The organism is Nocardia rosealba, from assembly GCF_020216065.1.
GTDB lineage: Bacteria > Actinomycetota > Actinomycetes > Mycobacteriales > Mycobacteriaceae > Nocardia > Nocardia rosealba.
This window is the reverse complement of sequence record NZ_JAIWNA010000001.1, coordinates 1,234,298-1,247,613: the sequence shown is the minus strand read 5'-3', so window position 1 is coordinate 1,247,613 and position 13,316 is coordinate 1,234,298. Positions and strand designations below refer to the sequence as shown.

The window sequence follows — 13,316 nt, the reverse complement described above, 5'->3', positions numbered from 1 at the left end:
CAGACGGTGTGCTCGCCTGCGACCGTCTGCGAAGGTCCCTTCAGCCGAGGAGTCAGCATGCAGTTCACCCCGCAACCCGGCGATCCCACCTGGATCGACCTCTACACCTCCGATCTCGACCGCGCCATCGCCTTCTACGGCGAACTGTTCGGCTGGACCGCCGAACGCGGCGGGCCGGAGTTCGGCGGGTACACCACGTTCAGCAAGAACGGCGTCGCCGTCGCCGGCGCCATGAGCCGGATCGAGGACGAGGGCGATCCGTACCCCGACCGCTGGACCGTCTACCTGCACTCCGACGACGCGGCCGCCACCGAACAGAAGGCCGCCGAAGCGGGTGGCAACGTATTCGTGAAGGCGATGGAGATCCCCGGTATCGGCACGATGGCCGTGCTGGCCGATGTGGGCGGCGTGGGTGTCGGCGTGTGGCAGCCGGGACCGTTCCCCGGTTTCGGCGAGATCGGCCGGGTCGCCGACGGAGTCTGGCAGGACGCGGCAGGCCTGCCGTCCTGGTTCGAACTCATGACACGCTCCTACCCCCAGTCGCTCGACTTCTACCGCGAGGTGTTCGGCTGGCACGACACCTTCACCGTCGCCGACACCGACGAATTCCGCTACACCACCCTGCACGCCACCTCCCCCATGCTGGGCGGGGTGATGGACGGGCAAGGCCATCTGCCCGAAGGAGTACCCGGCGCGTGGGCGGTGTATTTCGGCAGCGACGACACCGACAAGACGGCCGAGCTCGCCGTGTCCCTCGGCGCGAAGCTGGTCTTCGAGCCGATGACCACGCCCTACGGCAGGACCGTCGGTCTCACCGATCCCACCGGCGCCCACTTCAGCATCGGCAGCACCGCCCGCTGACCGAGGCGGTGACGTTTCCGCGTCGCCACCCCCGGCGCTAGTCTCGACGCCACGCCCGAGCGGGCGATAGCGAACGAGTTCTTGTGTGGGGGAAGATGTCCGAGGATCAGCCGACCGAACGCGCACGGGCACTGCGGTCGATACCGATACTCGCCGGTCTGATCGGTGCCGTACTCCTCGCCGGAGGTGTGGTGCTGGCGCTCTACAGCCAGTTCGTCGCGGCGCCGATTCCGGTGCCGTTCAACGGCGACTTCAGCGAGACCGCCGATTTCCCGTTCCGTCTGATCCGGGGAACCCTCGTCGTCGCGGGCGCCGCGGCGCTGACCGGTGCGGTGGTGTTCGCTCTCGGGCGTCGCGGTGACGAGCGTGCCGCGAGTGTCGGTGCGGGCGGGGTACTGGCGATACTCTTCATCCTCGGTGGGGGCCTGTGGTTCGCGGTGGCGGCGGACATCCCGTCGACCTATCAGCGGTTGACCTCGGACTTCGTCGTGACACCCCGGGCATCGTCAGCGATCGCATCGCTCGCCCTCGCCATCTCGGGCGCATTGCTGATCTTCGTGTTCGTGGTGAAGCCGACCGGCCCGGTGCCGCGTTGGTGGGCGCTGGTGGCGGCGCTCGTCGTCGGCGTGATCCCGGTGCTCGGCGCCGCGGGCGGCGCGGTCCGCTTCGGGGACGACAGCGTCGCCGGCGATCACGTCACCGCCGCAGCGGCACCGGAGGCTGCCGCGCCCGCGGTGCTCGGGTCCGAGAAGTTCCGGCTCCAGATCCCGGCCGATCCCGATCTGGGTCACCGAATCCTCGTCACGCGAAGTGGTTTCGTCGTCGCGACGCCTGCGGGCCTCACGCAGTACGACGGTGCGACGGGAACCGAACGGTGGCACTACCGGCGCAGCGATATCAGCACCGACAGCGTGTGGCACGCGTACGACCAGACGATCTACCTGCGCGCCGAGGACGTCGTGCTGACCAACTGGGCGAACATCGGCTGGCTGGCATTCGACGCCGCCACCGGCGAACTGCTCTGGACCGGAGGGGATTTCGCTCGCGATTCTCGTTCCGTGGCCGAGGGACACTTGCTGGCCACAGCCTCCGACTCGCTCGGGCGGGTGACCCGCTACGACGCCAGGACCGGGCGTGAAATGTGGCGCATCGCAGGCGAATCGGACGCCTGCACCGCCAGGCCGCCGCATGTCGCCACCACTACGACAGCGATCTACCGTGTGGTGATGTGTGACGCAGGAGGGGATGCGACGGTGGTCGTCACCGCGTTCGATCCGATGTCCGGAGAGGTTCGCGACAAGCGCAGCTTCCCCACTCCAGGGGCAAAGCAAGATTCCGATATCGACGTCCGCGTTTTCGACAGCGGCGTCGTCTGGGTGAAGCGCTGGCGGGAGGGGGCGGACACCGAAATCTTCGTGCGACCGGACCAGCCGCTGACTTCGAGCGTCGTCGTGTCGACGCGCGATGACAGCGACGTGGACGTAGCGGACAGCACCGCAGCCCTGGTCAGCTACAACCCGGACCGGCAAGGACAGCGCGAGCTCTGGGCAGTGCAGTCGACAGCCGACGCCGCCATGTCGACCGAACTCGAGATGTCCACGCCCCAGGACCGGCGGGTGCTTCACGACAAGCGCTCGGCGCTGCTCACCGACCAGATCGTCATGCTGAACTGGGACGACGGATACAAGCTGCGGACCTGGGACCGGTCGACCGGCCGCGAGAGCCGAGCCGTACTCGTGGCCGCCGGTCCATACGCGGACCCGTGGGTCGCCACCACCTCAGGATCCTTGCTGGTGATCTCGACCGACCGCCAGAGTAACGACTCCGAGGTCATCGGCTTCGGCTGATCGCGAACTGCCACCGAGCCGCGCGGCATTCGACCGGTCCATCAGCAGGTGCGATAGGTGGTCGCACGTCTGCGGACGATCAGTTCCGCAACGACCCTCGGCCCCCGGCAGGCCCGCCGACCCAACCCAGTACCCTCGTGCGCATGCCGGTGAGCGCCCGAGAACGCACCCGATTCCGTCGCACCGCCACGCAGGGTCGTCGTGACCGCTCGCGGGGCGCGCTCGTCGTCGCCGCGTTGCTGTGCGTCGCCGTGGTGAGCGCGGGTTGCGCGGACAAGCACGACGACGCGAGCACGATCATCCGCACCACGACCAATATCGCCGGTGCCGGTGTGGTCGGCGCCGACCGCGATACGGCGACCGCATGCCCGACGCCGAGCGCACCCGACGTGGGGTCGGGTACCCGCTCGGTCACGCATTCGGCCGGGGTCACGGAGGTGCCTGCCGACCCGCAGCGCATCGTCGTGCTCACCAGTTCCGCTCTCGACGCGGCGTGTGCGCTCGGTCTGTGGGAGCGGGTCGCGGGCGCGGTGACGCTCGACGGTGAACGTCCGCAACCGATGTACCTCGGGTACGGCGTGCTGAAGGTGCCGAGTGTCGGCCCGATCGGCGCGCCCGACCCGGCGCGCATCGCGGAGCTGAAGCCCGACCTCATCCTCGGCGATGTCCCCCCTGCCGCAGGCGGTTACGAGGCGCTGCGAGCGATCGCCCCGACCGTGCTGGTCGGCAGCGGCGGCAGCTGGCAGTCCGATTTCGTCGCCTATGCCGCCGGTATGGGCCGCACCGCCGCCGCCGACAGTGCCCTGCAGTCCTATCTCACCGAGGCCGAGGACGTCGGCACCGCGCTGCACGCGAACCAGTCCCAGGCCTCGGTGCTGCGTTTCACCGCCGACACGATCCAGGTGCAGGGATCGGAAACCTTTGCCGCCCAGGTCCTTTCGGATGCCGGTGTACAGCGTCCGCAGGCGCAGCGCGGCACCTCGTTCGACATCACCCCCGACGACTTCTCGACCAAGGCCGAGGGCGACATCATCTACGTGATGTTCGACGGCCCCGACGGCGAGGAGCACGGCAAGAAGGTGCTGCGCTCGAAGGAATTCGAGAATCTGGGCGCCGCGACGGATCGCCGGGTCTTCGCTGTGGACGACAAGATCTGGCACACCACCGGCCTCACCGCCGCGCGCGCCGTGCTCACAGATCTGCGCAACAGCCTCAACGGCTACGTCACCGACTGATCGGCGCACAGCAAACGTCCACCGAGTTTCCAGGGTGGTGGTCGTCCGCCTCGCCGGAGGTCATTCCGGCGCGTCGGCGCGCACGCCGCGGCGCAGCTTCAGTTTGTTGAACACACCGATGGCGACGACGCCTGCCAGCAGCACGTACAGCGTGATCGTGATCGGGGTGCTCACCAGCGTCAGGGGGTCGTTGCCCGAGTTGTTCATCGCGGCCCGCAACGAGGTCTCAGCCAGCGGACCAAGGATCACCGCGATGAGCACCGGGGCGATCGGCACGTCGTAGCGGCGCATAGCGAAACCGATCGCGCCGAGCACCAGCATGAACACCACGTCGACGATCGATGCCGCCGCGGCGTACACACCGAAACACGCGAACACGGCGATCCCCGCGTACAGGTATTCGCGCGGGATCTTCAGCAGATTCGCCCAGAGCCGGGCGAAGGGCATGTTCAGGATCAGCAGCACGATCATGCCGATGAACAGGCTCGCCATCAGCGCCCACACCAGGTCGCCGTTGCGGCTGAAAAGCAGTGGGCCCGGCTGCATTCCGTACTGCTGGAACGCGGCGAGCAGCATCGCCGCCGTCGCCGAGGTCGGCAGGCCGAGCGCGAGCAGCGCGCCCATCGCGGTGCCCGCGGTGGCGTTGCCCGCCGCTTCCGGTGCGGCCACACCGCGGATCGCGCCCGTGCCGAACTTCGGCTTGCGGCTGCGGCGATCCAATCGTTGCTCGGCACCGTAGGCGAGGAAGGTCGGCACCTCCGCGCCGCCTGCGGGAATCACACCGAACGGCACACCGAAGGCCGTGCCACGGGCCATGGCGGGCACCATTTCCCGGAACTCCGAGCGCGTCAGGTAGGGCCGTCCCTGCGGGGCGATGAGCGTGCGGTCGTCGGGTCGCCCGATCCGGGACGCGACGTACAGGACTTCGCCGATGGCGAGCATGGACACCGTGATCACCACGACGCTCACCCCGTCGAACAGTTCCACACTGCCGAAGGTGAACCGCTGCGCACCGCTCACCTGATCGGTGCCGATCACAGACAGCGCCAAGCCGATGAGCAGTGCGGCAATGCCTTTGAGCACCGAATCCGACACCACAACCGAGATCGCGACGAACGCGAAGACCGCCAGCGCGAAATACTCTCCCGGACCGAACCTGGTCGCCAGATCCGCCAGGTGCGGTGCGAAGAACACCACGAGCACGGTCGCGATCAGCCCGCCGAAGAACGCTCCGACCGCCGCGGCCGCCAAGGCCTGTGGGGCGCGGCCGTTGAGCGCCATCCGGTGGCCCTCGATGGACGTCGCTATCGCGGTGGAGTTGCCGGGTGTGTTCATCAGGATGCCGGAGATCGAATCACCGAACAGACCACCGAAGTAGATGGCGGCCATCATCACCAGCGCGGCCAGCGGGTCGAGCGTGAACGTCACCGGCAGCAACAGCGCCACCGCCATCGCCGAACCGAGCCCGGGCAGCACGCCGACAGCGGTGCCGATCACGCAGCCGAGCACCACGTAGAGCAGGTTCACCGGGGTCAGGACGCTGCCGAAACCCTCCAACAGGTTCGCGATCTCGTTCATCTAGAACAGTCCCATCACGCCGGGCGGCAAGCTGATACCGAGCAGACCGCCGAAAACCAACTGGATGGTCGAGGACAGGGCAAGGCCGACAAGGATATTGAGCCCGTACCGCCTGCTACCGAGGCCGATGGTGACACCCCAGAACGTCACCGCGCCCGCGATGATCCACCCGGCCGGGAGGAGCAGCACTGCGAACATGACCAGTGATGCGAAGGTGATCCCGGTGCCACGCCAATTGCTGGACAGGCCGATGATCGGGCGGCCGTTCTCGTCGAGCGGGACCTCCGGCCTGCGGATCACGCTCACCGCCAACAGCACCGCGAAGACCAGGCACAGCACCGCGGCAAGCAGCGGCACCGTTTTCGGGCCGAACAGTTCGCTCTCGTCCGCCACCTCCATGTCGGCGATGCCGGCGAACAGGAACGCCGCCAGCGCGACGAGCAGCAGCGGCATGATGAGCGCGCTCCAGCCGGGCCGCCACCACGAGCGTGACACCGACGCCGGTTCGGGTTCGGTGGTACTCACGACAGCCCCAGGTCTTCGACGATCTCGGTGATCCGCGTCTGTTCCTCGGCGAGGAACTGGCGGAACGGTTCGCCTGCCAGGAACGTCTCCTGCCACCGGTTGCGGGCGACGGCGTCGCGCCAGCTCTCGGTGCGGGTCATCTCGGTGACGATGTCGATCAGCTCCTTCTGCTCCTGCTCGCTCAACCCCGGTGGGGCCACGAACCCGCGCCAGTTCACGAGATCCACCTGCGGGTATCCGGCCTCGGCCATGGTCGGGGTCGCCTCGAGTCCGGGCAGCCGGCCGGGCGCGACCACGGCCAGCGGTCGCAACCTGCCGTCCTCGATCAGGTCGCGGAAGTCGTTGAAACCGCTGATCCCGATGCCAGGGGTGCCCGGGGCGGTCGAGAGCAGATTGATCGTCAGCTCGCCGCCGCCGGCGTACGCGGCGTAACGCACCTGAGCGGCGGGGATGCCCGCGGCCTCGGCCAGCTGGGCGGCGAGCATGTGGTCGATCCCGCCGGCCGATCCGCCGCCGACCGGTGTGGTGGCGGGGTTGGCTCGCCAGTCGCGGATCAGGTCGTCGAGGGTGCGATAGGGCGAGTCGGCGGGGACGACGATCACTTCGAAGTCCTCGGCGAGCCGGGCGATCGGCGTCATATCGGCGAGTTCCACGGGCGAGCCGTTGCGTGCGATGCCACCCATCATCACGGTGCCCGTGACCATGATCGTCGTCGCCACCCCGGTCTGCGTGGACAACTGACCGAGCCCGATCGTGCCGCCCGCGCCTGGCACGTTCACCACCTGCACGTTGTTGACGATCCCGTCGCCGCGCAGCGCCTGCTGCGCTTCGCGGGCCACCAGGTCCCAGCCACCGCCCGCGGCGGCGGGCGCGATGACCGTCAGCTTGGCCCGCGCATCGGCACCGTGCCCTGACCGGTTGGCATCCATCCCCGCCGCGACCACCAGGACCACGACTCCGAGGACACCGAGGAGCCAGCGAACTGAGCGGGGAACACGGTTCATCGGGGTCCTCTCACCAAACGTCTGCCGAAAGTTTGCCCGAGTCGGGTCGCCGCTGTGCACAGAACGCGCAACAATTCGCCGACGGATCCGGCCGCGCGCCCCCACGGTTACCCTCGTGCTCATGCCCGTGCAGCGCGACAGTTCCGTCATCCATTTCACCGACACCGGCAGCGGCGAGCCGATCGTGCTGTCGCACGGATTCCTCATGGACGCAACGATGTTCGACCGCACCACCGCGCGACTCACCGCCGCGGGACTGCGGGTGATCGCCGTCGACGCGCGCGGTTTCGGCGAGACCGTCAGCGACCCCGACGAACCGTTCACCTACTGGGACCTGGCCGACGACATCGCCTCGGTACTCGACCATCTGGGCATCACGGACCCCGTCATCCTCGGCGGCATGAGCCAGGGCGGCTACACGGCCCTGCGTTTCGCCCTGCGCTACCCCGACCGCACCAGGGCCCTGGTCCTCGCCTCGACCACAGCCCGCGCCAACACAGTCGAGGAATCCGCCCAGTACCGCGCCATGGCCACCCCCTGGACCGACCCCGGCGTCCCCCTCGAACCCCAGGCCCGCGCCCTCGCACCCCTGCTCATCGGCGGCACCGACGCCGACCAGGAACACTGGATCCGCCGCTGGCTCACCGACCCCGACCGCCCCCGCACCACAGCGGCCTGGACAAACCTCGCCACCCGCGACGAAATCACCCCCCGCCTCCCCGAAATCCCCTGCCCCGCCCTGGTCCTCCGCGGCCACGCCGACCAAGCAGGCGGCACCGCCGACGACGCCTCGACCCTCACCACCACCCTCCCCGGCACCCACGGCCTCTCCACCGTCATAGCCGGCCCCACCGCAGGCCACGCAGTCTGGTGGACCCACCCCCACCCCGTATCCACCGCCATCACAACGTTCGTAGACCAGATCCGCCGCTCCGAACAGGCTTCCTACCGATAGCGCAATCCGGCCTGCCCTGGGAAAACCGCTGGTAGCGGGGCCATTGCTACCATGGCACGCGTTGATCCATGACCCGTGAGTGTCAAGGAGAGATCTATGTCGAAGCGTGAGGTTCCGCCCGAATCCGACAATGCCGCCGATGTCGATATGCCGTGGGCGCCGCGGGATCATGAGTGGACCGGGCATCGGGCCGAGCATGATGCCCTGGAGTGGGCGAAGGGTGATCCGAAGAAGCTCGCCAGTATCTATCTGTATCGCGATCCGGCGGGGGATCCGGCGCTCGAGAAGGATTACAAGTTTCCGGTTGCCGACATCATCGACGGCAAGCCGACCAGGGTGTTCCGGGCGGTGGCGAATGCGGCGGCGCGGCTGGATCAGGCCGATATCTCCGGCGCCGACCGCGACAAGGTGAAGCAGCGCATCAGCGAGCTCTACCGGGACGCGGCCGACGCCTTCGACGATCCGGAACTGCGGGCACCGTGGGATCGGTAAACTAGAACTCCCAGTCCTCGTCTTCGGTGTTGACGGCCTTGCCGATCACGTAGCTGGAACCCGAACCGGAGAAGAAGTCGTGGTTCTCGTCGGCGTTGGGCGACAGCGCCGACAGGATAGCCGGGTTCACCTCGCACTCGTCCTTGGGGAACAGGCCCTCGTAGCCGAGGTTCATCAGCGCTTTGTTGGCGTTGTAGCGCAGGAACTTCTTGACGTCCTCGGTGAGGCCGACCTCGTCGTAGAGGTCCTGGGTGTAATCGACCTCGTTGTCGTAGAGCTCGAAGAGCAGCTCGAAGGTGTAGTTCTTGAGCTCGTCGCGCTCGGCCTGCGAGACCAGCTCGAGGCCCTTCTGGTACTTGTAGCCGATGTAGTACCCGTGCACCGCCTCGTCGCGGATGATCAGGCGGATCATGTCGGCGGTGTTGGTGAGCTTGGCCCGCGAGGACCAGTGCATCGGCAGGTAGAAGCCGGAGTAGAACAGGAAGCTCTCCAGCAGGGTGGAGGCGACCTTGCGCTTGAGCGGGTCGTCACCGTTGTAGTACGACAGGACGATCTCGGCCTTGCGCTGCAGGTTGCGGTTCTCCTCCGACCAGCGGAACGCCTCGTCGATCTCCTTGGTGGAGCACAGGGTGGAGAAGATGGAGCTGTAGCTCTTGGCGTGCACCGACTCCATGAACGCGATGTTGGTGTACACCGCTTCCTCGTGCGGGGTGAGCGCGTCAGGGATCAGCGAGACCGCGCCGACGGTGCCCTGGATGGTGTCGAGCAGCGTCAGGCCGGTGAAGACCCGCATGGTGAGCTGCTTCTCCTCGGTGGTCAGCGTGTTCCAGGAAGGGATGTCGTTGGACACCGGCACCTTCTCCGGCAGCCAGAAGTTGCCGGTGAGCCGGTCCCAGACCTCGGCATCCTTCTCATCGGGTACCCGATTCCAGTTGATGGCCGACACCCGATCGATGAGCTTCATTCCGCCTCCACACCTTTCCGCCAGACCTGTGACCCGCACCCGCCGCCGTGTGCGAGGCCGTTCCCCACGAACACTACTCGTAGTGGGTGACAACCTCGCGGAGCACAACAGCTTGTGTTGCGATGCGGGCGATCCGACCTCACCAGCCGACCATCCGCACCACACACGCGGCCCCCATTGTGCGTCACGCACCCGCGCGGACCACCATCGCATCGCCAGCGTTTTCCTCACACGCGCCGACCACCCCGCCCCGTCGGTGAGCACGACCACCCGCCGCCCGATCCGGAACCGCCCCGTCGACCCACGATCACCGTGCGGGAAGATCGTCGGGAGAGAGTGAACCGATCCGAAGGGACATCGACTGTGCGACGGATGTTTCTGTTGACCCTCGCCGCGATGACCTCGGTCGCGTGCGGTCCCGGCCCCGCACCGGATGCGATGCCCAGCGACGGATTCTGGTCCAGGGCAGCGGTTTCCGATGAGGAGAAGGTGACCGTCCTGCGCAAGGTGCGCGCGATCGACGTGTGCGCCCTGCTGCCGCGCGCCTGGCTCGAGCCGTTCGGAACGGTGAGCACGGTCGAGGACGTGCGCCCTGATCAGTGCCGCGCCGCCATCGCCGTCGACGGTCATCTGACCGGCATCGACGCGACCTGGAGTACGGGGGTGATGTTCTCCGGCGAGCCCGCGATGGACGGCCCGGTGCGCGAGGAGTCGATGGGCGATGTGCGCGTGTTGTTCGACGACGAGCCCGCCACGTCGTCGGATCCGCAGTCGCGGGCGGCGTGTCAGGCGTGGGCGCTGTTCGTGTCGGGCGCCGATCTGTCGCTGAGCGTCCGCGCGCCAGGCGATGCCTGCGCAACCGCGGCGGACCTGTTGCGGATCGCGCTGGTCGAGTTCCGCAAGGAACCGCCGCACGGCACCTCACCCGATTCGGACCGCACGGTGGTGACCGGAGCCGACCCGTGCGCGGTCGCGCCTTTGCTCGGGTATCTCGTTCCGGTCGCCGACCAGCGGCTCACCACCTGCAAACTCACCGTCGACGGCCATGAGGCGATCGTGACCTACGACTACGGTTCCGAACGGTCCGTCACCGACGACACCCCTGTCTTCACGGTCGGGAACCGTCAGGTGTTCCGGTTCGAACCGGAAACCGCGTCCTCGTCCATCACCTCCCTTTCCACCGTCGTCGGCCCGGCGCTGACTCCGGGCCCGACCGACGCGCTGCTCGGACCGCGTGTGCCGAAGGTGTCGGTCACCGCCGACTCGTCGGTCGCCGAGAAGGTGATGCGCGAGGCGCTGCCGCTGCTGCCGTGACGCGCACGGATCAGCGACCGCCGAACAGCGCCACGGTGTCGGTATCGGCGAACCGCGGCGCTTCCGCTTCGGCGACCATGAGCGCCGCGACACCCGCACGGGGCGCGGTCGGCGGCAGCATACGCGGGCGGTACTCGTCGGCCCGGATGAGCCGCCCGCTGCCGTCGTAGGGTTTGCCGGTGAGCGGCCCGGCGTGGACGGTGGTTCCGCCTGCATTCCGAATAGCTTGACCCGCAATGTTTTTGGCTTCCCATTCATGGCGGAGCAACCGCTTCAGCAACGCACCGCTGACGGTGCCGAGCGCCCCTTCGGTAGCACCCATGCCGAGCGAGGTGAGCCAGACGACCCGTGGCGCGGCCGCGGCGATCTGCAATGCGCCGTCGATCAGGATCGCCGGATCCTGCTTTTTGGTGACGCCGAGTCCGCTGAGGATGGCGTCGGCACCCCGCACCGCGGCGGGGACACTCCCCGGTTCGGCGACATCGGCCCGCACCACCCGCAATCCGGGGCGGGCTTCGATCTGGTCGGGCCTGCGCGCAAGGGCGACGACCTCGTGACCGCGCTCCAGTGCGCACGTGACGAGCAACCGACCGGTCTGTCCGGTGGCGCCGAGTACTGCGATCTTCATGATGTGTTCTCCGCTTCGCAGCTCAGTTGAGGACGTCGACGACCTGCGCGTGCAGACCGGGAGCCGAAGCAAGGAAGTCGGCGGAGGCCGGACTCCACGGCCGACCGGCAGTGTCGGTGACCGCACCACCCGCCTCGGCGACCAGCAGCGCCCCCGGCAGCAGACCCGAACGCACATCGGAGAACTGCCAGAACGCGTCCATCCGACCGGCCGCCACGTGGACGAGCTGCATGGTCGCGGGCACCGAAACCCGCACGACCAGCGCGCTGGTGAGCATGGTCGTCACCGACGCACCCAACCGGCGCAGCGCTTCGGGCGCCTCCCTTGGCTTGGCTTGACCGGTGCCGACCAGCGCGGCCGTGAGCTCGGTTTTGGCCGACACCCGGATCGGCTCGCCGTTGAGCCGGGCGCCGCCACCGCGCACAGCTGTGTAGACATCACCGCTCAGCGGCACGTAGACCACGGTCAGGACCGGCTCGTTGTCGCTGACGAGCGCGGCTGTCACGGCCCATTCGCTCATACCGTGAATGTGGTTGACATTGCCCTCGGCGGCATCGACCACCCACCATTCGCCGGGCGGAAGAGAACCGCCCGCCAACTCGTCCTCGGCCAGCCGGGATCCTGGGCGCGCCGCGAGCAGATGTTCCCGGAGGATCGGCAGAATCGCCTCGTCGTTGGCGTAGATGGCGCGCACCAGGGTGTCGAGATCGGCCGGGCGGGCGGCCGGGTCGAAGCGTTCACGCAAGGCATCGCCCGCGATCGTGACGGCGCCGACAACAGCGCCGAGAACGGCTTCGAGTTCCGTCGTGGTGACGACAGCATTCATGACAACTCCTGAAAAGGTAATGGGGAGAAGAGAATTCGAGACCCGCGATACGGCGGCTCGGCTTTTACGCTAATCCGGCGCATCATTGACGACAAGTGCAAGCTACTTACGTCTGGATTAACCCACATGCAATTGGACCTGAACCTGCTGATCGCTCTCGACGCCCTGCTCGAGGAAGGCAGCGTGACAGCGGCCGCCGCCCGCCTGCATGTGTCCGCACCGGCGATGAGTCGCACCCTCGGCCGCATCCGCCGGGCCACCGGCGACCAGATCCTCGTACGCACCGGCCGCACCATGACTCCCACACCCCGAGCACTCGCCCTGCGCGCACGGGTGCACGAATTGGTCCACCAAGCCGCCGAACTGCTCACTCCCGACACCGGAGTGGACTTGGCCGGCTTGGCACGCACGTTCATCCTGAAATGGCACGATGCCCTCGCCGCCGTCGCCGGACCGCCACTCCTGGGGGCTCTGCGCGCCGAGGCACCCGGTGTCCGCCTGCGTTTCCTCGCCGAAGCCGCGACCGATGCGCGCGATCCACGCCGAGGTGACATCGACCTCGAGGCCGGGGCGGGCGCGCCGTCGTCGCCGGAGTTCCGGCACCGGATCGTCGGCCACGACCGGCTCGTGCTCGCGGTGCGGCCCGACCACCCGCTCGCCGACGGCCCGTTCACCGTGGCGGATTACGCGGCGGCCGAGCATCTCACGGTGTCGCGCCGGGGACGGCTGCGCGACCCCATCGACGACGCCCTGGAAACCGACGGGCTCACCCGCCGGGTCGTCGCGGCAACCCCCACCGTCGCGACCGCGCTGCGATTCGTGTCCGGCTACGACTACGTGGTCGCTGTGCCCGAACTCACCAGCCGGCCACTGCTGCGCGACCTGGGCCTGCGCACCCGGCCGCTACCGGTCGCCATGCCCGAGATCCCCCTGTATCTGTCCTGGCATCGCCGCTACGACAACGATCCCGCCCACGCCTGGCTCCGGGAACACGCGGCTACCGCCTTGCGCGCAGCGACCACCTGACAACGTTCTGGGTACGACTCACGGCAACGTTTGCCCCACGATTGCCACCACGGGCAGACTC

At 68.1% G+C, this 13,316-nt stretch carries 13 protein-coding genes; 7 read left to right on the top strand and 6 right to left on the bottom strand.

What is annotated here, in order from left to right; all coding sequences use genetic code 11:
* Window positions 1-57: 57 nt before the first annotated feature.
* The 3 genes from LDL21_RS05715 (at window position 58) to LDL21_RS05705 (ending at window position 3,943) form a co-directional block, all read left to right on the top strand.
* Complete coding sequence (locus LDL21_RS05715; RefSeq protein WP_181700870.1) at window positions 58-861, top strand: VOC family protein; 804 nt, start codon at window positions 58-60, stop codon at window positions 859-861.
* 95 nt (window positions 862-956) lie between these two features.
* Window positions 957-2,708, top strand: a complete 1,752-nt coding sequence (locus LDL21_RS05710) for an outer membrane protein assembly factor BamB family protein (RefSeq protein ID WP_225279058.1) — start codon at window positions 957-959, stop codon at window positions 2,706-2,708.
* A 143-nt stretch (window positions 2,709-2,851) separates the two neighbouring features.
* Window positions 2,852-3,943, top strand: coding sequence for an ABC transporter substrate-binding protein (locus tag LDL21_RS05705; protein WP_225279057.1), 1,092 nt, complete (start codon window positions 2,852-2,854; stop codon window positions 3,941-3,943).
* Window positions 3,944-4,003: 60 nt separating this feature from the next.
* Here LDL21_RS05705 and LDL21_RS05700 read toward each other — a convergent pair whose 3' ends face one another.
* The 3 genes from LDL21_RS05700 to LDL21_RS05690 are packed head-to-tail and all read right to left on the bottom strand — an operon-like array spanning window position 4,004 to window position 7,050.
* On the bottom strand, window positions 4,004-5,521 hold the full coding sequence (locus tag LDL21_RS05700; protein WP_225279056.1) for a tripartite tricarboxylate transporter permease: 1,518 nt from the start codon (window positions 5,519-5,521) through the stop codon (window positions 4,004-4,006).
* A complete protein-coding gene (locus tag LDL21_RS05695; RefSeq protein WP_067637040.1) occupies window positions 5,522-6,046 on the bottom strand; it encodes a tripartite tricarboxylate transporter TctB family protein in 525 nt (174 codons plus the stop codon).
* Window positions 6,043-7,050 (bottom strand): Bug family tripartite tricarboxylate transporter substrate binding protein, encoded by a 1,008-nt coding sequence (locus tag LDL21_RS05690; RefSeq protein ID WP_225279055.1) that lies wholly within the window; start codon window positions 7,048-7,050, stop codon window positions 6,043-6,045. The genes LDL21_RS05695 and LDL21_RS05690 overlap by 4 nt, the downstream gene beginning before the upstream one ends.
* Before the next feature lie 121 nt (window positions 7,051-7,171).
* On the opposite strand from LDL21_RS05690, the gene LDL21_RS05685 reads away from it, so the two are divergent.
* Window positions 7,172-8,005 carry an alpha/beta fold hydrolase gene (locus LDL21_RS05685; RefSeq protein WP_225279054.1) on the top strand — a complete coding sequence of 278 codons (834 nt, stop codon included), beginning with the start codon at window positions 7,172-7,174 and terminating at the stop codon, window positions 8,003-8,005.
* A 96-nt stretch (window positions 8,006-8,101) separates the two neighbouring features.
* Window positions 8,102-8,497 carry a hypothetical protein gene (locus LDL21_RS05680; RefSeq protein ID WP_225279053.1) on the top strand — a complete coding sequence of 132 codons (396 nt, stop codon included), beginning with the start codon at window positions 8,102-8,104 and terminating at the stop codon, window positions 8,495-8,497.
* Window position 8,498: 1 nt separating this feature from the next.
* Here LDL21_RS05680 and nrdF read toward each other — a convergent pair whose 3' ends face one another.
* Entirely contained in the window at window positions 8,499-9,461 is a 963-nt protein-coding gene (gene nrdF, locus LDL21_RS05675) for a class 1b ribonucleoside-diphosphate reductase subunit beta (protein WP_067493116.1), read from the bottom strand.
* Between the two features lie 372 nt (window positions 9,462-9,833).
* Here nrdF and LDL21_RS05670 point away from each other — a divergent pair, with 372 nt between their 5' ends.
* Window positions 9,834-10,775: a hypothetical protein gene (locus LDL21_RS05670; RefSeq protein ID WP_225279052.1), complete on the top strand. Its 942-nt coding sequence runs from the start codon at window positions 9,834-9,836 to the stop codon at window positions 10,773-10,775.
* Between the two features lie 10 nt (window positions 10,776-10,785).
* Here the strand turns inward: LDL21_RS05670 and LDL21_RS05665 are convergent, their stop codons facing one another.
* Complete coding sequence (locus tag LDL21_RS05665; protein WP_225279051.1) at window positions 10,786-11,403, bottom strand: NAD(P)-dependent oxidoreductase; 618 nt, start codon at window positions 11,401-11,403, stop codon at window positions 10,786-10,788.
* Between the two features lie 22 nt (window positions 11,404-11,425).
* Window positions 11,426-12,229, bottom strand: coding sequence for an inositol monophosphatase family protein (locus LDL21_RS05660; RefSeq protein ID WP_225279050.1), 804 nt, complete (start codon window positions 12,227-12,229; stop codon window positions 11,426-11,428).
* Between the two features lie 126 nt (window positions 12,230-12,355).
* Here LDL21_RS05660 and LDL21_RS05655 point away from each other — a divergent pair, with 126 nt between their 5' ends.
* Window positions 12,356-13,255, top strand: coding sequence for a LysR family transcriptional regulator (locus tag LDL21_RS05655; RefSeq protein WP_225279049.1), 900 nt, complete (start codon window positions 12,356-12,358; stop codon window positions 13,253-13,255).
* The last annotated feature ends 61 nt before the right edge of the window (window positions 13,256-13,316 follow it).